The sequence below is a fragment of the Geodermatophilus sp. SYSU D00779 genome (assembly GCF_054050595.1).
Genome location: NZ_JBJGZQ010000010.1, coordinates 106185 through 126802 on the forward strand (window position 1 = coordinate 106185; position 20618 = coordinate 126802).

Annotated in this window: 16 protein-coding genes; 9 read left to right on the forward strand and 7 right to left on the reverse strand. The window is 71.2% G+C overall.

Annotated elements, in window-relative coordinates:
• Window positions 1-214: 214 nt before the first annotated feature.
• Together ACI79G_RS10175 and glgC are read right to left on the reverse strand one after the other, a co-directional pair.
• A complete protein-coding gene (locus ACI79G_RS10175) occupies window positions 215-718 on the reverse strand; it encodes a cupin domain-containing protein (RefSeq protein ID WP_456881003.1) in 504 nt (167 codons plus the stop codon).
• Window positions 715-1953 carry a glucose-1-phosphate adenylyltransferase gene (glgC, locus tag ACI79G_RS10180; RefSeq protein WP_456881004.1) on the reverse strand — a complete coding sequence of 413 codons (1239 nt, stop codon included), beginning with the start codon at window positions 1951-1953 and terminating at the stop codon, window positions 715-717. The genes ACI79G_RS10175 and glgC overlap by 4 nt, the downstream gene beginning before the upstream one ends.
• Before the next feature lie 338 nt (window positions 1954-2291).
• Between glgC and ACI79G_RS10185 the strand changes: the two genes are divergently transcribed.
• The 5 genes from ACI79G_RS10185 to ACI79G_RS10205 all read left to right on the forward strand — a co-directional run bounded on the left by ACI79G_RS10185 (window position 2292) and on the right by ACI79G_RS10205 (window position 9504).
• Window positions 2292-3236 carry an ROK family glucokinase gene (locus tag ACI79G_RS10185; protein WP_456881005.1) on the forward strand — a complete coding sequence of 315 codons (945 nt, stop codon included), beginning with the start codon at window positions 2292-2294 and terminating at the stop codon, window positions 3234-3236.
• Between the two features lie 91 nt (window positions 3237-3327).
• Complete coding sequence (locus tag ACI79G_RS10190; RefSeq protein ID WP_456881006.1) at window positions 3328-4803, forward strand: sugar porter family MFS transporter; 1476 nt, start codon at window positions 3328-3330, stop codon at window positions 4801-4803.
• A gap of 104 nt (window positions 4804-4907) precedes the next feature.
• Window positions 4908-5375 carry a hypothetical protein gene (locus ACI79G_RS10195; protein WP_456881007.1) on the forward strand — a complete coding sequence of 156 codons (468 nt, stop codon included), beginning with the start codon at window positions 4908-4910 and terminating at the stop codon, window positions 5373-5375.
• 849 nt (window positions 5376-6224) lie between these two features.
• Window positions 6225-7589, forward strand: a complete 1365-nt coding sequence (locus ACI79G_RS10200; protein ID WP_456881008.1) for an MFS transporter — start codon at window positions 6225-6227, stop codon at window positions 7587-7589.
• Between the two features lie 13 nt (window positions 7590-7602).
• Window positions 7603-9504, forward strand: coding sequence for an acyl CoA:acetate/3-ketoacid CoA transferase (locus ACI79G_RS10205; protein WP_456881009.1), 1902 nt, complete (start codon window positions 7603-7605; stop codon window positions 9502-9504).
• Between the two features lie 216 nt (window positions 9505-9720).
• Here the strand turns inward: ACI79G_RS10205 and ACI79G_RS10210 are convergent, their stop codons facing one another.
• The gene (locus ACI79G_RS10210) at window positions 9721-10506 is read right to left on the reverse strand and encodes an N-acetylmuramoyl-L-alanine amidase (protein WP_456881010.1); all 786 of its coding nucleotides are present in this window, start codon (window positions 10504-10506) and stop codon (window positions 9721-9723) included.
• 511 nt (window positions 10507-11017) lie between these two features.
• Here ACI79G_RS10210 and ACI79G_RS10215 point away from each other — a divergent pair.
• Window positions 11018-11815, forward strand: coding sequence for a polysaccharide deacetylase family protein (locus ACI79G_RS10215; protein ID WP_456881011.1), 798 nt, complete (start codon window positions 11018-11020; stop codon window positions 11813-11815).
• 69 nt (window positions 11816-11884) lie between these two features.
• Here ACI79G_RS10215 and ACI79G_RS10220 read toward each other — a convergent pair whose 3' ends face one another.
• The 4 genes from ACI79G_RS10220 to ACI79G_RS10235 form a co-directional block, all read right to left on the reverse strand.
• Window positions 11885-12202: a hypothetical protein gene (locus ACI79G_RS10220; protein WP_456881012.1), complete on the reverse strand. Its 318-nt coding sequence runs from the start codon at window positions 12200-12202 to the stop codon at window positions 11885-11887.
• Window positions 12203-12239: 37 nt separating this feature from the next.
• Entirely contained in the window at window positions 12240-12617 is a 378-nt protein-coding gene (locus tag ACI79G_RS10225) for a YybH family protein (RefSeq protein ID WP_456881013.1), read from the reverse strand.
• 199 nt (window positions 12618-12816) lie between these two features.
• On the reverse strand, window positions 12817-14280 hold the full coding sequence (locus tag ACI79G_RS10230) for a glycosyltransferase family 4 protein (RefSeq protein ID WP_456881014.1): 1464 nt from the start codon (window positions 14278-14280) through the stop codon (window positions 12817-12819).
• A 300-nt stretch (window positions 14281-14580) separates the two neighbouring features.
• Entirely contained in the window at window positions 14581-14775 is a 195-nt protein-coding gene (locus ACI79G_RS10235; protein ID WP_456881015.1) for a hypothetical protein, read from the reverse strand.
• 537 nt (window positions 14776-15312) lie between these two features.
• On the opposite strand from ACI79G_RS10235, the gene ACI79G_RS10240 reads away from it, so the two are divergent.
• The 3 genes from ACI79G_RS10240 (at window position 15313) to ACI79G_RS10250 (ending at window position 20276) form a co-directional block, all read left to right on the forward strand.
• Window positions 15313-17613 carry a hypothetical protein gene (locus ACI79G_RS10240; RefSeq protein WP_456881016.1) on the forward strand — a complete coding sequence of 767 codons (2301 nt, stop codon included), beginning with the start codon at window positions 15313-15315 and terminating at the stop codon, window positions 17611-17613.
• Between the two features lie 256 nt (window positions 17614-17869).
• Window positions 17870-18709 carry a M28 family metallopeptidase gene (locus ACI79G_RS10245; RefSeq protein ID WP_456881017.1) on the forward strand — a complete coding sequence of 280 codons (840 nt, stop codon included), beginning with the start codon at window positions 17870-17872 and terminating at the stop codon, window positions 18707-18709.
• Window positions 18710-19238: 529 nt separating this feature from the next.
• Complete coding sequence (locus ACI79G_RS10250; protein ID WP_456881018.1) at window positions 19239-20276, forward strand: M35 family metallo-endopeptidase; 1038 nt, start codon at window positions 19239-19241, stop codon at window positions 20274-20276.
• The last annotated feature ends 342 nt before the right edge of the window (window positions 20277-20618 follow it).

Here is a 20618-nt window from a genome sequence, read left to right on the forward strand (position 1 = left end):
GTCGGCACGAGCCCTGTCGGTGGTTGCCGTCGACGGCCTGCGGGGGAGTTCGCGGCCGCGGGACCCTGACGGTGAGGCGGCCCGGGGGGCGGCGGTGCACCGCCACGAACGCGATGGTGAGGGCCTGCTGGTGCGGAGATCGGGGTGCGGGTGCCCTCGGTCCGAGTCCTTCACCGGTCAGGCCGTTTCCCCGTCCGGGAGCGACCTGAGCGGCTCACGGCTCGACGCCGTAGCGACGGGCGAGATCCGCAACGCGGTCCCAGTGGAAGGTCACGCCGTAACGAGCATGGTGTGCCTCCAGGGCCTCGCGCCGCTCCTGTTCGGTCATCGCGGAATCGGCGAAGATCACGGCGACCTCGTCGTAGTAGTGAGCGAACGTCGCCGGCACGTGCAGCTCCATCACCCGCGCGGGCTCGCTGCCGGGGTTCCAGAAGGCGTGCGACACCCCGCGAGGTTTGATCACGTAGCTGCCGGCATCGGCTGTGACGATGTCCTCACCCACCTGGAACACCACTCTCCCGGAGATGACGTAGGAGCACTCGTCCTCACGGGTGTGGGTGTGCGGCGGGATGAGCGCACCGGGAGCGACCTGACCCTCCATGATGAGCAGACGACCGCCGAGATGGTGTGCGTCCACCTTGTGAGCCATGTCCATCCCGTGCACTCGCGCGCCTTCGTCGGGCCGGATGATGATCCGGCCGCCGGCGTCCGCCCTCACTTCATGATCTCCCGCCCCTTGCCGACCACGGTGATGCCCGCCGCGGAGACGACGAGACCGCGGGCGCGGTCGTCGTCCTTGTCGACGCCGATCTCGACGCCCTCGCCGATGCGGACGTTCTTGTCGACGATCGCGTCGCGGACCACGGCCCGGCGGCCGACGTGCGTGCCGTCCAGGAGCACGGACCGCTCGACGGACGCCCAGCTGTGCACGACCACGCCGGGGGAGAGCACCGACTCGCGGACACAGCCGCCGGAGACGATGACGCCGTTGGACACGATGCTGCTGATCGCCCGGCCGACCCGGTCGCCGTCGTCGTGCACGAACTTCGCCGGCGGCCGGGACGGGATGTGGGTGAGGATCGGCCAGCGCTCGTTGTAGAGGTCGAACGCCGGGATCGTCGCGCAGAGGTCCATGTGGGCGTCGAAGTAGGAGTCCAGCGTGCCGACGTCACGCCAGTAGCGCTCGGTGCCGGCCTTCTCCCCGGGGACGTCGTTCGTGGTGAAGTCGTACACCTGCGCCGCGCCCTGCCCGACCAGCAGCGGGACGATGTCGCCGCCCATGTCGTGCTTGCTGTCCTCGTCGGCGGAGTCCGTTCGCAGGGCGTCCAGCAGCGCCTCGGTGCTGAAGACGTAGTTGCCCATGGACGCGAAGGTCTCGTCGGGGCGGCCGGGCAGCCCGGGTGGATCGGCGGGCTTCTCCAGGAACGCCTCGATCCGCTGCCCGTCGTCCGCGGTCTGGATGACACCGAAGGCGGTGGCCTCCTGGCGGGGCACGGGGATGCCCGCGACCGTCAGCCCGGCGCCCCCGTCGAGGTGCTGGCGCCACATCTGCCCCGGGTCCATGCGGTAGACGTGGTCGGCACCGAAGACGACGACGAGGTCGGGGCGCTCGTCGTTGATGAGGTTCAGCGACTGGAGGATCGCGTCGGCCGAGCCGGTGTACCAGCGCGGGCCGAGGCGCTGCTGCGCCGGCACCGTGGTGACGTAGTTGCCGAGCAGGTTCGACAGCCGCCACGTCGTGGTGATGTGGCGGTCGAGGCTGTGGCTCTTGTACTGCGTGAGCACAGCGATCTTGAGGATGCCGGCGTTGACGAGGTTGGACAGGGCGAAGTCGATCAGCCGGTAGAGGCCGCCGAACGGAACGGCGGGCTTGGCCCGGTCCTCGGTCAACGGCGCGAGCCGTGTGCCCGCACCACCGGCCAGCACGATCCCGAGGATCCTCGGCTCCGCCATCCCACACCTCCTGAGCCGCCCACCTCGGGCCTCGACGACCTGTCGTCCCGTGGTGGGTGCGCGTGTGGCTCCGGGCCTCGGGCGAGGCCTTCCCGTGAGTCGGGTCACATCATGCTCGTGGGGGCACCTGATCGGAACCGGAGCCGGGGACGTCCGTGGGGGGTCCTGAGCCCGCCGTTCCCCGGAACCCCGGTCCGATGGCGGACGGCGGACCGTCAGCCCGAGGACCCGACTGCGCCACCGGCCCACCCGACCCGGTTCCGGTGGCACCGGGTGCGGGAAGGGGGCAGAGTCCACAGTGCTCTGGATCACACCGCACCCAGCACCGGGGAGCGACCATGGCACTCGCGATCGGCGTGGACATCGGCGGCACCAAGGTCGCCGCCGGCCTGGTCGACGAGCAGGGCGGCATCGTCGCCAGTGCCCGGCGCGACACACCGTCGCACGACCCGGCCAGGATCGAGGAGATCATCGCCGACGTCGTCCGGGAGCTGCAGGCCTCCCACGAGGTCGAGGCCGTCGGCATCGGGGCGGCCGGGTTCGTCGACGCCGCGCGATCGACCGTGGTCTTCGCGCCCAACCTGGCCTGGCGCGACGAGCCGCTGCGCGTGAACGTCGAGAAGCGGTGCGGGCTGCCGGTCGTCGTGGAGAACGACGCCAACGCGGCGGCCTGGGCCGAGGCCCGTTTCGGTGCCGGGCGGGGGCAGCAGTACCTCGTCGTCCTCACCGTCGGGACCGGCCTCGGCGGCGGGCTCGTGACCGGCGGGGAGCTGTACCGGGGGCGGCAGGGCATCGCCGCGGAGTTCGGGCACGTGACGGTGGAGCCGGGCGGACGGCGGTGCGGCTGCGGCGGCCGTGGCTGCTGGGAGCGCTACGCCAGCGGCCGGGCGCTCATCCTCGAGGCGCAGGAGCTCGCCACGGTCTCGCCGGCCATCGCCGGTCGGTTGTTGGAGCTGGCCGGTGGCCGGCCGGAGGCGATCACCGGGCTGCACGTGACGCGTGCGGCGCAGGACGGGGACGAGGCCGCGCTGGAGGCGTTCCGGGTGATCGGCACCTGGCTCGGCCAGGGCATGGCCGCGCTCACCGCGGTCCTGGACCCGGAGCTGTTCGTGCTCGGCGGCGGGGTCTCCGCCGCCGGGGAGCTGCTGCGCGAGCCCGCGGAGCGGTCGCTGCAGGAGCGGATCACCGCGCGCGCGTACCGGCAGGTGCCGGCCGTACGGCTCGCCGAGTTCGGCCCCGAGGCCGGGATCGTCGGCGCGGCCGACCTCGCGCGACGCCGGTGAGGCAGTACGGGGCAGAGGACTCGCGGGGGATGTCAGACGGCAGAGCCAGGCGGCACACGGTGGAGCGCGGGGGACGGCGGAGGGGGATCCGGTGAGCGAGCACGGTTCGTTTGATCAGCACGCGTCCATCTACGACGAGACGGACACCGGCAGCGGTCGCAGCGCGGTGCGGATCGCGTCCGTGGCCGCGCTGGGCGGCTTCCTCTTCGGCTACGACAGCGCGGTGATCAACGGTGCCGTGGCTGCCGTCGAGGACCGGTTCAACGTGGCCCCCGGCCCACTGGGTTTCGCCGTGGCCTCGGCCCTGCTCGGCGCCGCGGCCGGCGCCCTGACCGCCGGGAGGTTCGCCGACCGCTTCGGCCGGCTGTTCACCATGAAGGTGGCCGCGGTGCTGTTCTTCGTCAGCGCGCTGGTCACCGGGTTCGCGCCCAACCTGGTGGTCCTGGTCCTCGGGAGGATCATCGGCGGCGTGGGCGTCGGTGTCGCGTCCGTCATCGCCCCGGCCTACATCGCCGAGGTCGCCCCGGCGCGGATCCGCGGTCGTCTGGGCTCGCTGCAGCAGCTGGCCATCGTCACCGGCATCTTCCTGTCCCTGCTGGTCGACTACCTCTTCGCGGTGGCGGCGGGCGGGTCCCGGGAGCCGTTCTGGTTCGGCCTCGAGGCGTGGCGCTGGATGTTCCTCGCCATGGCCGTCCCTGCCGTGGTCTACGGCGTGCTGACCCTGACCATCCCGGAGTCCCCGCGCTACCTCATCGCCACCCACCGGATCCCCGAGGCGCGGCGGATCCTCAGCACGCTGCTGGGCGAGCGCGGCATCGACATCAAGATCAACCGGATCCGGGAGACCATGGAGCGCGAGAAGCCGCCGTCGTGGGCCGACCTGCGCGCCCCGCGGACCGGGTTGCTGCCGATCGTCTGGGTGGGCCTTGGGCTGTCGGTCTTCCAGCAGTTCGTCGGGATCAACGTGATCTTCTACTACTCGAACATCCTGTGGGAGGCCGTCGGCTTCAGCGAGAACGACGCCTTCGTCCACACCGTCATCACCTCCGTGGTGAACATCGCGACCACGCTCATCGCGATCGCCACGGTCGACCGCTTCGGCCGCAAGCCGCTGCTGCTCATCGGCTCGGTCGGCATGGCCGTCACGCTCGGCACCCTGACGGTCATCTTCGGGACCGCACCGCTGAGCGCCGAGGGCAACCCGGTGCTCTCGGGTACGACCGGCCCGATCGCCCTGCTCGCGGCGAACCTGTTCGTCGTCGCGTTCGGCATGTCCTGGGGGCCGGTGGTCTGGGTGCTGCTGGGCGAGAAGTTCCCGAACCGGATCCGCGCCGCGGCGCTGGCCTTCGCCGCGGGCGGCCAGTGGGTGGCCAACTGGCTGATCACGGTCAGCTTCCCGGTGCTGAGCGACGCGTCCCTGGGCCTGGCCTACGGCTTCTACACCGTGTGCGCGGTGCTGTCCTTCGTCTTCGTGCTGCGCTGGGTGCGGGAGACCAAGGGCGTCGAGCTGGAGGAGATGCACGCCGACGCCGGGGCGGTGCGTGGCGGTGCCGGGCACTCCGGCTGACGACCGTGCCCGCGCTCGTTGCCCCGCACGGCGCGCGGACCCTGTCCCGGGGCAGGTCGGGTTCCTAGACTCCTCCCGTAGGTCGACAGGCGGAGGTCGATCACATGCGCAGGTACCTCGTCGTCGCGAACCAGACCCTCGGTGGGCGGGAGCTCCAGGAGGAGGTCCGCAAGCGTGCGGTGGCGGGTGAGTCCTCGTTCTACGTGCTCGTGCCCAACACCCGCGCTGCCCACTACCACGTCGTGCCTGCGGCCGGTGGCGTCGTGCCCATGCCGAGCATGGCCACGAGCTACGGCGGGCCGGAGACCGACGAGGAGGCGACCGAGGAGGCCCGGGAGCGACTGTCCCGGATGCTGGCCGGCCTCGCCGAGGCGGGAGTCGAGGCCGAGGGGCACCTGGGCAGTCCCCAGCCGCTGGTGGCCATCGAGGAGGCCCTCAGGGACCACGACTTCGACGAGGTCATCGTGGCGACCCTGCCCAAGCGGGTCTCGCGCTGGCTCGGATCGGACGTCCCGCACCGGGTCGAGCGCCGCTTCGGTCTGCCGGTCACCACGGTCGTCAGCCGGGCCTGACCGGACGACTCCGGGGGGCACCCTCACCACCACCGGAGCGCTCGTGGGAACGACCGCCGTCACCTGCCGTGTAGGCACCACCTCCCTCGTGGCGGTCACCGACGTCCAACGGGGGAGCGCGGCACCTCGCTGGTCAGCCGGCGCGCAGCGTCGAGGGCCCCTCGACGCTGCGCGCCGTGTCGCGACGCCCGACCGGCACCGTCGACCCCCGGCACCGACCGAGCGCTGGGCCACGCGCTGCTCCTGGGTCGACCCGACCCGGACATCCGTGTCGGCCGGCGGTCGGTGATGGTGACCCGACCACCTCGCAGGGTGGAGGTCTGCGTGTCGCTGGAGTCCCCCTCGATCGGGACAGCGGAGCGGCGCACCGCTGCCGGTCACCAGACCACCACGGACGACGACGACGCCGGTGCGCGGGCGTGGACCGTGTCCGGGGAGAGCCGGACCGGCCCCTGACCGCCTGCCGGGCGGCCATGGCCGGCGCCGGTCACCGGATCAGGAACGCCCACAATTGGCCGATGCGCCGCAACCCCGGGATGCTGTCGCCGGAGCTCGGGCAGCAAGGAGGTGACCGTGGATCTGCGCAGTCGTCCATGGGCCCTGCCCGTTCCCGTGCGGTGCCGAGCCACGGACCTCCGACGGCCGCCTGCACACCGGCCTCCGCGAGGACCGTGTCCCGTGCCCGGCGCCGGGCCTCCAGCCTGTCGTCCGGTCGCCTCCCGCGCCGCTCCTGCACCAGCCCCGAACGCTGAGCCGGCCGCCCGTGGGCGAGCGGCCGGCTCGATCGCCGGGGGCTCCCGCCCCACGGCCGGAGACATCCGCAACCTCCACACGCAGAGGGGATGAGCCTTGTCCAGGTCTCACCAGGAAGCCGCTGTCCCGCCGGCATCGCGCACGTCCATCGTCAAGGTCGTCGGCGCCAGCCTCGTCGGGACGACCGTGGAGTGGTACGACTTCTTCCTCTACGGCTCGGCTGCCGCGCTGGTCTTCAACACGCTGTTCTTCCCCGACTTCGACCCCCTCGTCGGCACGCTGCTCGCGTTCGCCACGTATGCCGTGGGCTTCGCGGCCCGGCCGATCGGGGGCATCGTCTTCGGGCACTTCGGCGACAAGGTCGGCCGCAAGCAGATGCTGGTCATCACGCTGATGCTGATGGGCGGCGCGACGTTCCTCATCGGCCTGCTGCCGACCTACGGGGCGATCGGCGTCTGGGCGCCGATCCTGCTGATCCTGCTCCGGCTGGTGCAGGGCTTCGCCCTCGGCGGCGAGTGGGGCGGGGCGGTGCTGATGGCCGCCGAGTACGGCACGCCGGAGCGACGCGGGTACTGGGCCTCCTGGCCCCAGGCCGGTGCGCCGGCGGGCAACCTCCTCGCCGTCGCCGTCCTGGCGCTGGTCTCTGCGCTGACCACCGACCAGCAGTTCGAGTCCTGGGGCTGGCGCATCCCGTTCCTGCTCAGCGCGGTGCTGGTGGGCGTGGGTCTCTGGATCCGGGTCTCGATCGAGGAGTCGCCGGTCTTCCGGGCCGCCCGGGAGCAGTCCGCCAAGGCGGAGGAGGCTCCCAAGCTGCCCGTGGTCCAGGTGCTGCGCGAGTACCCCCGCGAGATCATCCTGGCCATCGGCGCCCGCCTGGCGGAGAACATCGGCTACTACATCTTCACCGCGTTCGCGCTGGCCTACGCCACCGGTGAGGCGGGCATCTCGCGGGGCACGGCGCTGAACGCGGCGCTCATCGCCTCCGCGGTCCACTTCGCAGCCATCCCCGTGATGGGGGCGTTGTCCGACCGGTTCGGCCGCCGGCCGGTCTACCTGGTCGGGGCCGTGGGCGTCGGGGTGTGGGGCTTCGTCTTCTTCGCCATGTACGACTCGCAGTCGTTCCTGCTGCTGGCGCTCGCCGGCACCATCGGCCTGGTGCTCCACGGAGCGATGTACGGGCCGCAGGCGTCCTTCTTCTCCGAGCTCTTCTCCACCCAGGTGCGTTACAGCGGCCTGTCGGTGGCCGGTCAGGTGTCCTCGATCGTGGCGGGCAGCCTGGCGCCGATCATCGCCACGGCTCTGCTGCTGGAGTACGGCAGCTCCCTGCCGATCTCGCTGTACCTCGCCGGTGCCGCGGTGCTCACGGTGATCGCCGTCGTGCTCAGCCGGGAGACCGCGCGCAGCGACCTGACGCGGGACCCCGCCGCCGATCGGGCGGTGCTCAGCGCCGGCCGGCGCTGAGCACCGTCGTCCGGTGCAGCGCAACAAGGTCATCTCGGCCGACGCCGCAGCGCAGATCGTCCTCGACGGCGACACCGTCGCCACCGGCGGATTCGTCGGCGTCGGGTTCGCCGAGGAGCTGGCGCTCGCGCTGGAACGGCGGTTCGAGGCCACCGGCTCGCCGCGGGACCTCACCCTGGTCTACGCGGCGGGCCAGGGCGACGGCGGCACGCGCGGGCTGAACCACTTCGGGGCCGACGGCATGGTGCGCCGGGTCATCGGCGGGCACTGGGGGCTCGTGCCGAGCCTGGGCGTGCTCGCTCTGGACGACCGCATCGAGGCGTACTGCTGGCCGCAGGGCGTGATCAGCCACCTGTTCCGGGAGATCGCCGGCGGGCGCCCGGGTGTGGTGACCAAGGTCGGGCTCGGCACCTTCGTCGATCCGCGCCACGGGGGCGGCCGGATGAACGAGTGCACCACGGAGCAACTGGTCGAGCTGGTGACGCTGCGCGGGGAGGAGCACCTGTTCTTCCCCGCGCAGCCGGTGCACGTGGCCCTGCTCCGCGGTACGACGGCCGACCCCGAGGGCAACATCACCATGGAGCGGGAGGCGCTCACCCTCGAGGTGCTGTCGATGGCGCAGGCGGCCAAGAACTCCGGCGGCGTGGTGATCGTGCAGGTCGAGCGGGTCACCGAGCACCGGACGCTGAGCCCGCGGGAGGTGAGGGTCCCCGGCATCCTGGTCGACGCGGTCGTCGTCGCGCAGCCCGCCCACCACGGTCAGACCTTCGCCGAGGCCTACAACCCCGCCTACACGGGGGAGATCACCGCGCCCAGCACCGGGCTGGCCCCGATGCCCCTCGACGCGCGCAAGGTGATCGCCCGCCGCGCCGCGATGTTCCTGTCGACGAACGCGGTGGTGAACCTCGGGATCGGCATCCCCGAGGGGGTGGCGGCGGTGGCTGCCGAGGAGCGGATCCTCGACCTGATCACGCTGACCGTCGAGCCCGGCGGCGTCGGCGGCATCCCGGCCGGCGGGCTGAGCTTCGGCGCCGTCGCCAACCCGCAGGCGATCATCGACCAGCCGTACCAGTTCGACTTCTACGACGGCGGCGGGCTGGACCAGGCGTTCCTGGGCATGGCCGAGGCCGATGCGGAGGGGAACGTCAACGTCAGCCGGTTCGGTCGCCGGGTCGCCGGTGCGGGCGGCTTCATCAACATCAGCCAGAACGCCAAGGCGGTCTTCTTCCTCGGCACGTTCACCGCCCGCTCGCGGGTGGCGGTGCGGGACGGCGCGCTGGTCGTCGACGACACCGGCGCGGTCGCGAAGTTCCGCGACCGGGTCGGGCAGGTGACCTTCAACGGGCGCCTGGCTGCGGAGCGGGGGCAGTGCGTCTACTACGTCACGGAGCGGTGCGTCCTGCGGCTGACCGAGCGGGGCCTCGAGCTGGTCGAGGTCGCCCCGGGCGTCGACGTGGACCGGGACGTGCTGGCCCACATGGACGTCGCTCCCGTCATCGGCGACGACCTGTGCGCGATGGACGCGGCGATCTTCCGCGACCGGCCGATGGGGTTGCGCGACCGACCTCCCGTCGCCATGTCGGAGCGCTTCCGGTTCGACGCGGCCACCGACACCGTCTACGTCAACTTCGAGGGGCTGCGGCTGCGAACGGCGCAGGACGCCGACGACCTGGCCCGGGAGCTCGACCGCCGGTTCTCCGCGCTCGACCGGCGGGTGCACGTCGTCGTCAACTACGACAACTTCGACCTCGGCCCTGACGCGGCGGATCCCTTCTTCGCCATGGTCCGGAGGAACGAGGAGCGCTTCTTCCTCTCCTCCACCCGCTACTCGACGAACGCGTTCTTCCGCCGCCAGTTGGGCCGGGAGTTCACCGAGCACGACCTCTACGCCAACTTCAGCGAGCACCCCCGCTGAGCGCGATCCTCCGCCACCGTGGTCACGCCCGGGGCACCACTGGCGGGGACGGCGTCGGCCGTGCGCCACCGGCCGCCTCGGCGGCGCCAGGCCATCCTGCTCATCGCCGCCGTCGTGCTGTGGCTCCGCGTGGATCCGCAGGACAGGCCCCGGTGGCGCGCGTCGGCCGACGCAGCGGTCCGCTCGAGGACACCACTCGCGGTCGTGGGTGGGGAGTCAGGGTGGGGTCGGCCTCAGCGCGGTGACTGCCGCGGGGAACACGTGTCGCACCAGCTCGTACGCGGCATCACCCGGGCAGGTGGTGCGAGACATGTCCCGGTGTCCAGCGATCGTCGTGGTCGTCACCGTGGTACCGACCGGCCAGCGGTCGGACCCGCGGGACACGAAGGTGGTCGTGGCCCCCGGCGCGGTCTCGATGGCATAGGTGTCCGCGAGTGCCGCCAGCAGGGCCGTCATGGACTTCCGAGCTGCCGGGGTCGGAGCCTCGACCTGGTGGTTGCCGATGAAGCAGCACAACTGGGCGAACCCCTGGCTGCCACCGGTGGCATCGGCCATCACCGGACCGGCCAGGCTGCCGGTACGGCCCTCCCACACCGTGCCGTACCGGTCGACGAAGAAGTTGTAGGCAACGTCCGGCCACTTCCTGTCCGGGCCGGTGTGGAACCAGTAGAAGCCGCGGAGCAGACCCGGCACATCGCCGGGGTCGTAGTCGTTCGCGGAGGCGGTGTGGTGGACGAGCAGGAAGCGGGTGTCGCCCGGTCGCTCCTGCTGCAGCGGACCCGTGGGAGCCAGACCCCGAGCCCACTCGGCTCGCGGACGCACGTCGACCCCCCTGAAGGGGGTTCGGGCCCGGGCCTCCTCAGGCACCACTGCGACGAGCGGGATCGCCAGAGCTGTCGCCAACGAGCCGACGAGGAGGGTGCGTCGACCCAGGGCCTGTGGCGGCGCAGCGCCGGCGTCTCCGGCCGCCGGTACGCCCGGACACTGGTCCACCGTCCTCACGGCTGCTCGGTGGGCGTTGCGCCGGCGAGCACCTCGGCGCAGCCACCACCGCTCGCACCGCCACGCACGGCGCAGGCGGACGGCCTGGGTGGCGCAGGTCCACATCTCTGTCCCGCCTCCTCCTCCGCGACGAGGTGGGCCGACACTGCGGCAGCTCTCCGTACCCGCTCCTCCCCCCGGCTCAACCTGTCGAGAGGGGCGTCCAGTGATCCGTCCTCGCGTCATCGACACAGGCCACGAGGGCCGTCCCCGACGTCCCTCCCGGCCAGCACCCGCGGCACGCTGCTGAGCCCGCGGTGGGGGTTCCAGCGGGACACCGACCCTCCGAGGCGCTCCCGCCCGGGAGCCGGCCGCTGACCTCCGTCCGTCGTGCCGTTGGTCCTGGATCGGATCCGGGAGGTCGCAGCCGCTTGCCTGCGGCCCGGTCCCGCGATGTGCTGAACGCCCGGGCACCAGGGAGCAGACGATGACGACGTGCGTGCACGAGGATCCCCGGACATCCGGCCGGTCGATGGCAGCCCTGGTGGACACGCACCCGGGGGACAGCACCGGGCGTGGCTCGGAGAGCGCTCCGCCGGCTGCGCCGGCGTCGCCGTCCACCGGTGCGACCCCGGAGCCGACGACCGCGGACCCGTCGGCCGTCCCGGCTCACCTGCGTGGCAAGGACGTCACCGAGATCCCGACCGGGGACCGCGTCGTCGCGCTCACGTTTGATGCGGGTGCCAACTCGGCGGGGCTGCCGAGCATCCTCGGGACCCTCGCCGACCAGCAGGTGCCGGCGACCTTCTTCCTGACCGGACAGTGGGTCGGCAGCAACCCGCACGGCGTCGCGGTGATCCACGCGGACGGCCACCGCCTGGGCAACCACTCGATGACCCATCCCCACTTCCCCGCGCTGCCGGACCAGGCGATCCGGGACGAGGTGCAGGGCGCGGAGCAGCGGATCCTCGCCGCGGGAGCTGATCCCCGGCCGCTGTTCCGCTTCCCGTTCGGGGACCGGGACGAGCGGACCATCGCCGCGGTCAACGACCTCGGGTACGTCGCGGTGCGGTGGACGGTGGACACGCTGGGGTGGAAGGGCACCAGCGGTGGGATGAGCGCACAGGAGGTGGCGGATCGGGCGGTGGACGCCCTTCGACCCGGGGAGATCGTGCTGATGCACCTCGGGGCGAACCCGGAGGACGGCACGACCCTGGATGCCGACGCGCTGCCCGACGTGATCGAGCGGATGCGTGCGGCCGGCTACGCCTTCGTGACCCTGGACGCGTTGCTCTCCACGGAGGATCGCCGTCGTCTCGCGGCCGGGTGACCCAGCGACTCCACGGAGGAGGTCAGCCACGAACCCACGTTCCACCGCCCGGCGTCGCCGACCCGAGCGTCACTTCAGGCGGGCGATGGTCTCCGCGGAGGCGGCGTCCAGGTCCCACAGCGGCTCGAAGGTGATGTTCACCGCCGAGGCGTAGGTCTGGTTGTGGTGCGCCTGGTAGCGGCCGAACGCCTCGGGGTCGTCGACCTCGATCAGCACGTAACCGCCCCAGGCCGTGCCGTACGTCCGGTGGTGCTCCACCCCGCTGTCCACTCCGCCCCAGTTGCCCGAGCGGGCGAACGTCTTGTAGCCCTCCATCCAGGCTGCGTCGATCTCGGAGCGGGTTGCGCCGTCGCGGTAGGCGAAGCGCTGCAGGTACATCTGGCCCATTCGAGGTCCCTCCTCTGTGCGCGGCCGCTCGGCCCGGTCAGGACGGCGGCGCCTGGTCGGAGTTCCAGATGTCGATCCCGTACCTCCACGTGCCGTCGGGTTGCCGCCGGTGGACGACGACGTACTTGCCGGTGTCGACGACCTGGTTCCCGGCAGTCAGCTCGTAGCGGCCTTCCTCGACGGCGAGGTCGCCCTGCTCCTCGAGGGACACCGTCGACAGGCTGCCCCCGGTGAGCCCCTGGCCGAGCGCGCCCTGCCAGAACTGCTCGATCGCCGCCCGGCCGCTCACCGCCTCGGACCCCGGTGCCAGCACCCGGCCGTCCTCTGCGTGGACCGAGGCGATCAGCCCGGGATCGCCCTTCTCCAGGCCCTGCACGAAGGTGGCGTTGAGCGCGTCGATGTCGGTGCGCGCCATGGCTGCTCCCCTCTGCTGTGAGGGGTCCAGCGTCGGGAGGGCCAGTGACCCCGACAAGACCCGCCCGCGCCCGGACACGCCCAGCGCGGCGGGAGCGGACTCAGCGCAGCAGCGGACTCACCAGTGCACGAGGACGGTCGGCGACACGACGGGTGGACGGCGACGGCGCGCGTCGTCCACCCGGCACCGATCCCGTGTCCTACCCGCACCTCTGCCAGCCCGGGGCTTCCCCGCGGTACTGATCCGGTCGACGGGGGGCTGGGCCGCCACGACCGATCCTGCCGCCCCGACCCCGGTCCTCCTGCGGCTGGACGAGGGGCCGGAGGGCTCCTGCCCGGTCCCGCTCGTCCGCGGGGAGCGGGGGACGGCAGAGCGCCGCGCCATCACCACCCGGTTCCGGCCCGTCGCCCCCGGCCACGGCGGCCAGCTCGAGGATGCGGCCGGCCACGTGGTCCCAGCTCCACAGCCGGACGGCTGCCCTGCGGGCCCCTGAGGAGAGCGCTCGCCAGGACTCGGCGTCCAGGTCCAGCAGCTCGCCCAGCCGGGTGCGGAGGTCCTCGACGTCCCCGCTCGTGAAGGACGCCAGGTGGCGCAGCTGCGGCGGGTACTCGGCCTCCAGGCCGGCCGCGATCTCGGCCAGGCCGGAGTGCCGGGCGACCAGCGGGGGTGAACCGCAGGACGCGGCCTCGGCAGCAACCATGCCGAACGCCTCCGGGAAGACCGACGGCACGACGCTGACGTCCGCCAGCGGCCACAGGTGCGCCAGGTGGCGGTGCTGCAGCGGGCCGGTGAACAGGACGTCCGGGCCGGCCGCAGCCGCCAGCTCGGCACGGGCCGGGCCGAAGCCGACCACCACCGTCCGGGCGTCCAGTCCGTGCAGGGCCTCCAGCAGCAGCGAGACCCCCTTCTCGGCGCTGAGGCTGCCGACGTACAGCACCGTCTTGCGGTCCCCGCTCAGGAACGCCGCCAGTCGCTCGGCGTTGCCCGCGTCGGGCAACCGCTCGTCGTGCCCCCCGGCCGGGTGAGCCGGATCCCGCCGGCTCTCCTCGATCAGCGCGGTCAGTGCGGCGGCCCGCTCGCGGGGGCGCAGCCCGTCGACGTCCACGCCCGGGGGGACGACGGCGACCCGCTCGGGGTCCACGACCACGAGCTCGCCGAGGACGCCGGACACGTGGCCGGACCCGGCCAGGACGACAGCCGCGCCGGGAAGGGTCTCTCCGGCCCAGGCGCACAGCTCGGCGTCCCCCCGCATGGCGAACTCCAGTTCCGACCCGTGCGCCTTGACCACGTACGGCAGCCCGGACGCTGCCCCGACCGGAGCGCCGAGCAGCACGTGGTTGACCAGCAGGAGGTCCGCGGGGCCCTGTGCCCGGACGGCCGCCGCGTTCGCCGCCACGAACGCCTCCCGTTCAGCGCGGCTCAGCTCGGTCAACAGCCGCGGCTGCAGGTCCTCGTACGGACCCATGACGAAGACCGGGAGCGGCCCGGGCAGACCCGGCCGGACGACCGCGGCGCCGCCCAGGTCGTAGCGCTCGGGGTGCGGCTCCTGGCAGAGGACCACAACCTCGTGGCCCATCCGGCTCCACGCCCGGGCGAGCTCCCGGGTGTAGACGTTCGAGCCGCTGCCCTCGAGCAGGTAGCCGTGCCAGATCAGGATGCGCATCGGACCAGGGTGCGTGACCGGTGGGGCGCCGGCTACGTCCACGGTCAGCCGGGGAAGTGGCGCGTCGACCGGGTCGCCCGGGCCGCTCGCCTGCCGCGACGACGCAGGTGGCCGGGTCCAGGGACACCAGGCAGGTCCTCGCCGGCCTCGTGGCCGTCCCTCGAGCATGGTTGGCGGTGTTCCCAGGGTGCTCCATCGCCGTCGGCTCACGGGGAGGAACGACGGCGATGGAGCACGATCATCCGAGCACGGCAGGGAGAGTGACGGCGACCGGACGCCGACAGCTCCTCCGTTCGACGATCAGAGGAGGTAGTAGATCTCGTACCAGCCGTCCCGGAACACCACGATGCCTTCACCGGGCCCCGTTCGGGGGTCCTCGTTGAGGAAATTGCGCACCTCTTCTGCGGTCTGCCGAGTGCGGAACATCCATTCCCTCGTCGCCGGCTGCGCACCCTCGGTCTTGGCCTGCACCTGGACGGCCTGATCAGTGGTCATCGCCGGATCCCTCTCTCTCGGCCCGGCCCTCGAATGGCCAGGAGGCACGCAAGCTTGCACGGGCTCCATCACCGCAGCGTCACGGCATTGTCACCGTCACCATGCGCCTGGCCCGCGTTCTGTGACCGGCCGCCGCTCCACCTTCGCGCGTCGGCCCAATGGCAGCCGCGGGTGAGCTCCCACGCCGGAGTGCTCGCTGAATCGTCCATTCCGCGGCATCGGGGGAAGGGCGTGGATTGTTTCCGGAGTGGCCGAGTGTGAGGTGAGCCCGCGATCCACCACTCCCACCTCGAGGAGGTGGTGGACACGCGAGAACAGTCGATCGTCACCGGGAGCCCACGTCCTGGCGGTCCGCCGTCGAGGAGGGGGATCTTGTGACGCCGCGGTGACGACTCCGTGACGGACGTCCCATACCGTGCGCTTTGCTGTCAGCGGGTCGGCGGGCGGGCTTCCTGCTGTCGTACCGGCGAGACATTCGAGCACCGCTGCCCGGGCGAATGCCTCATGGCGGGAGTCCGCACCCAGTGGAGGGAGCACGTGACTGTCGACGGAGATGAAGGCCGCGAATCACGCGCGGAGGCCTTGCGCATCGTTCCCGAGGTCGGGGACACCGTGCAGGACGGAGTGTTGCGGGAGTTCACCGACCCCGGCGGCACGCGATACCGCGCGGAGAGCCCGCGGGCGGCGATCGACCGCTTCATGGCACAGCGTGGTGGAGACCTGAAGGCCGGTGGGGCCGACCTGCGTGAGCTGGACTCCGCAGAGGGCGCCGGCACACTGCGGGTGCGCTACGGCCAGTTCCACAACGACCTCCCGGTGCTGGGAGCCACGCTGCAGGCGGTGGCGAGCACGCGTACCAGCAGTGTCGTCAGTGTGAGCAATGCCGCTGACCAGGAACTGAGCGGTGCAGCGACGCCTGAGCAGGCGCGCTCGATCGACGAACTGCGATCTGCGGTGCTAGCGCCGTTCGAGACCGGGTTCGGTTCCGCCGAGATCGTGCGCAGCCGGCTGGCGTATCTCCGAGACGTCGAACGGCCTTCGGTGCCGGAGGCGGACTATCCGACGGCGTCGGTGGCGCTGCTGTCGACCGGCGTCCCATCCGACGGTGCGGTTCACCTGGTGCATGACGTCGAGGTGCAGACCGGTCAGCCGTTCGAGGTGTTCCGGGTGGTCGTCGACGCGGTGTCGGGCACCGTGCTGTGGGTCCAGTTGCTCAGCAAGTACGCGACCGCAAACCTGCGGGTCTTCGTGCCCGACCCGGTGAGCGAGTCCGACGACGCCACCCTGCACAGCGGATCCGGCGCCGCCGTCCTCAACCCGTTCCTGCACTCCGTGCAGGCTGGGATCGATGCGGCGACGGGTCGGACATTCCGCCTCCGCGGTGACTGGGTCAACTGCAACGACTGGGACACCCCGGCATTTCCCCAGCCCGAGGAACCCGGACCCGACTTCGCCTATGACAGTTTCCCGGCGGATCGCAGGTCCCTCAGTGCGAACGCCTACTTCTGGATCGACTCGTTCGCCCGCTACCTGCGCACCTTCGGTAATCCCACCTTGAACGCGAACATGGTGCGGGTGGACGTCGATGCACAGGGGTTCGACGGCGAGGACAACAGCCAGTGGATGGGAACGACCCCACCACGCATCCGGTTTGGTGAGGGCGGCACGCCGGATGCCGCCGACATGGGTGTGATCATCCACGAGTACATGCACGGCGTGTTCGAGTTCCTCGGCAGCGACCACGGGGGATCCGGTTCCTACGAGCACAGCTTCTGCGACGCGGTCCCGGCCATCTACCGCGACCGGTTCAACGCCAATCAGCACCGACGGACGGAGACGTTCCCGTTCGACAACAACGTCACCAACCGGTGGAGCACCGAGCGCACCCTGGACCGCGCCGAGCGGTTCGACGACCCAGGATTCGCCGGCTACCGCTTCAACCTGCGCAATTCCATGCTCGGGACCGCGGTGTGGGAGTCCTATCTGGGCATGGGCGGGGGCTCGCCTGATCCGCTCGTGCGGCGGCAGGCCGCGGACGCGCTCATCGCGACCGTCCTCGAGATGTTGCTGATCACGCCGGACGACCAGTCGACGGGCGCCGCTCACGCCCGCCGACTGGCTCAGGACCTCATCATCGCTGACACGCAGCTCACCGGCGGGCTGTACAGCAAGGTGATGGACGAGGCCTTCGTCAACCGCGGGCTGTGGGTGCGGCGTCCGGTCGACGTGTACGTCACCGACAGCGCCGGGGACGTCGGCGTCATCCCCAGTCCGGCTCCGCACTGGAGCTCGCCGGACATCTGGGTGCGCAACCACGCCATGAGCGACGGCGACGATCCCCGACAGGGCCACCAGCCGCCGCTCGCCGGCCGGCCCAACCACCTCTACGTGCAGCTCCGCAACCGCGGCGCTCAGGCGGCCTCGGCCGGCACCTTCCAGATGGAGGCGTTCCGCTGTGACCCGGCGACCGCCACCACGTGGCCGGACGACTTCACGTCGCTGGGGTCCTCGACCGTCGCGGATCCGATCCCGGCCGGCGGGACACTCCGGGTCGGCCCCATCACCTGGACGCCACAGTGTGCCGGCGAGGAGGGGCTCCTGGTGGTGGTGCACGGGACCGAGGACCCGGCGATCACCGCGACCCTCGCCGGCTCGGTGTCACACGAGCAGCTGGCCCGCTTCGACAACAACATCGGGCAGCGCAAGGTCCCCGTCCAGGCGGTGCAGCCAGAGGGCGTGGCGGGCGCACGGGTGACCGTGTCCGACCGCGCGGCCGACACACGTGTCGGCTCGGCCTCGGCGCCGTCCACAGCGCACGGCAGCAGGGAGATTCCGTGAACCCCTGGAGCAAGGACCGAGACCTGCCCGCGCCGAACAGCCGCGGCGACGCTCCTGTGTCTCGCATGCCGACCAGCGCCACGAGTCGGTCGTCGTGACCGGGCCGCTGAGGTTCCCGCCGCCGGACAAGCGCGTCCCCCCGGCTCCGGCAGTCCCGGTATCCCCGCCGACCGCACGATCCCGGAAAGAGGCCGCCACGGAGGAGCGGGTCGCCGAGCTGGTCGGGCAGGTATCGGCCGGCCGACTGCGCGCCACGGTGGAGGCGCTGGCAGCGCTACCCACCCGGCACACGTTCTCCCCGCACATCCACCAGGCGGCCGACCTGATCGCGGCGGCGTTCACCGCTGCAGGTCACGACGAGGTGGTGAAACTCCCCTGGATCCGCGACGGGCACACCGCCGACAACGTGGTGTGCACGAAACCCGGCACGAACGGCGACGGTCGCATCGTCATCCTGTGCGCCCACTACGACTGCCGGATGGAGAGCCGCGACAACTCGAGCGCTCGTGCGCCCGGCGCGGACGACAACGCCAGCGGCGTGGCCGCGATCCTGGAGGTCGCCCGGCTGCTGCACGGTGTCGACCTCACCGAGACCGTGCAGTTCGTCGCCTTCTCCGGGGAGGAGCAGGGACTGTGGGGCTCCTCGGCCTACGCCGACGCGCTGCAGGCGGCCGGCGTAGACGTCCACCGCATGATCAACCTGGACATGGTCGGCCGCCCACCGGAGGACGGGTCGGTGGTCGTGGAGTTCGACATGGGCAACCTGGTGGCCGCCAACGACGCCGCTTCCCGAGCCTTCGGCGCGGTGATGACCCAGGCTGCGGCCGACTACACCGACCTGCCGATCAAGCAGGGGCCGATCTACTTCAGCGACTACATGCCCTTCGAGGCCAAGGGCCACGTGGTGATCGGGGCCTACGAGGGCGTGGGTAACCCGCACTACCACGCCACGTCGGACACTCCGGACACGTTGGACTACGACAACTACCTGACCGGGATCACGCGGTTCACGCTGGCCACGGTGCTCCGTGAGTGGCTCGACACCAGCACTTCGCGACAATTCGACGAAGGGTCGGGTCTGACCGCACGAGCCTGATCCTCGCCTCGGTGCCTCAGGGAGGAATGCCGAGTCTGCTATTCGACATCCTCCGCAGGCTGACGGATTCGGTAGCGCTGCTGGCACATGGCGTCGACCTGCCGCCACATCGTCATGAGCTCGTGCAACGGCACTCGAGAATGCGCGGTGATGATGCCGTGACAGGACGGTGACGCTGCGGATGAGATTCTTTTGCCGTGTAGCCCTACCGGACTTGGACAACGCGAGGAGGCTCACGATGACACCGGATTGAGAGCGTCGGGAGAGCCGGGTGCAGAGGGAACGCCGCCATGGGTCCGACCGTGGCGAGATCGGCGCGATGACGAACTGACCTAGAGCGGACGTGCGGTGGTCGACGGAGGCGGAGCTATGGCTCCGTGGGTGCATGTGCCATCGCCCAGTAGGAGTGCAATGTCGACCTGGGGCTGCGATCCGCGACCAGTGAGCACGCAGTCGAACTCGGACTTCGACCGTGTGTTGACGGTGGGTCACCGGCCCGGGTGCCACCGGACGAGTGAGGAGATGTGAGATGCAGGATCAACCCTTCGTTGCCGCACTGAGTGCTGCGCCTTCCTATGCGCTGGGTGAGCCCGTGACCGTGGGGCTCGAAGTCCGGAACGACGGTCAGCAGGCAGTGCAGTTCCTGGCATGGGGTACGCCGTTCGAGGGTGATGTGGCCGCCGACTTTCTGATCGTGCGGCGTGACGGTGAGCCGGTCGAGTACGACGGTCAACTGGTCAATCGCGGGGACCCCCTGGACGAGGACTACGTCTTCCTTGCTCCGGGCCAGTCCATCTCGGCGGAGGTCGACATCTCGAGGCTCTATGCTATCGACCGGCCCGGCGATTACGAGATCACGCTGAATCCTCGCTTGTACGACGCCTTCGTGGTCGCCGGCGACACGAAAGCGGCACCACGAACTCGCGACACCCTCGAAGCCCATGACATCGACGGGTCCACGGCGCGCTTCACCGTGACTCCGGACGGGGAACCGAAGCTGACGTTGGGGGCGTCGGTGCGGCAGGCGGAAGGACCCGAGGTCAGGTCTGCCGAGGACAAGGCTGCAGCGCCGAACTTCAACGGCGGAACTCCGGCCCAGCAGGCCGTGACCCGACGAGCGCACGACAAGGCGCAGCAGGAGTGTGGGCTGTGCCTCCAACAACTCACGTCGGCCACGCCGAGCACGAACGCCCTGTTCATCGAGTGGTTCGGTGTCTTCGACCAGGGTCGGTACGACACCGTGACCAGCCATTTCGAGGACATGCGGGACTTCCTCGCGAACATCCAGGTCACCTACGACCTCACGGGCACCGGTTGCCGGCCGAACGTGTACGCGTACACCTTCAAAGGCAGCAGGACGGTGTGGCTGTGCGCTCTCTACCACAGCGCGCCGGAGTCAGGTACCGATTCCAAGTTCGGCACCTTGATCCATGAGTGGAGTCACGCAGTGTGCCGCACTGACGACATCGCCTACGGGGTGAATGCGTGTCGTGCCCTCGCCAAGGACGATCCGGCGCGAGCAGTGGTGAATGCGGACAGCCACGAGTACTTCGCCGAGCATCGCTGATCCGGTTCGAGTCCCGGTTCCTCCGCGATGTCCTCCCTGGCTGCCTGCAGACCTCTCCAGGTGTGCTGACCGGAGAGGTCGCTGCGCCGCGGGAGGCGCGATCGGTGGTGGGGGGCGCGGGTAGGCGTCCGGATTCCGCCGTGCGCCTCAGGGAGGTTGCCGAGCTCCTCGGTGCGGACCTCACGCCTTCTTGGGGCAGGGGCTCCGCCGGCTCCTGGAGGCGCTACGCCAGCGCGATCGACGCCGTCGCGCTCGATGCGGCGGGCCGAGCTGGCCGGCATGGCGCCGGCGGCTCGGCCCGCATCGCAGTCGGTGTGGGACGCCTCCGGAGCCGGAGCGGGT

Coding starts and splice junctions, on each gene's coding strand:
- glgC (WP_456881004.1), bottom strand. CDS start 1,953: ATGGCGGAGCCGAGGATCCTCGGGATCGTGCTGGCCGGTGGTGCGGGC.
- ACI79G_RS10185 (WP_456881005.1), top strand. CDS start 2,292: ATGGCACTCGCGATCGGCGTGGACATCGGCGGCACCAAGGTCGCCGCC.
- ACI79G_RS10195 (WP_456881007.1), top strand. CDS start 4,908: ATGCGCAGGTACCTCGTCGTCGCGAACCAGACCCTCGGTGGGCGGGAG.
- ACI79G_RS10215 (WP_456881011.1), top strand. CDS start 11,018: ATGGCAGCCCTGGTGGACACGCACCCGGGGGACAGCACCGGGCGTGGC.
- ACI79G_RS10220 (WP_456881012.1), bottom strand. CDS start 12,202: ATGGGCCAGATGTACCTGCAGCGCTTCGCCTACCGCGACGGCGCAACC.
- ACI79G_RS10225 (WP_456881013.1), bottom strand. CDS start 12,617: ATGGCGCGCACCGACATCGACGCGCTCAACGCCACCTTCGTGCAGGGC.
- ACI79G_RS10230 (WP_456881014.1), bottom strand. CDS start 14,280: ATGCGCATCCTGATCTGGCACGGCTACCTGCTCGAGGGCAGCGGCTCG.
- ACI79G_RS10235 (WP_456881015.1), bottom strand. CDS start 14,775: ATGACCACTGATCAGGCCGTCCAGGTGCAGGCCAAGACCGAGGGTGCG.
- ACI79G_RS10250 (WP_456881018.1), top strand. CDS start 19,239: ATGCAGGATCAACCCTTCGTTGCCGCACTGAGTGCTGCGCCTTCCTAT.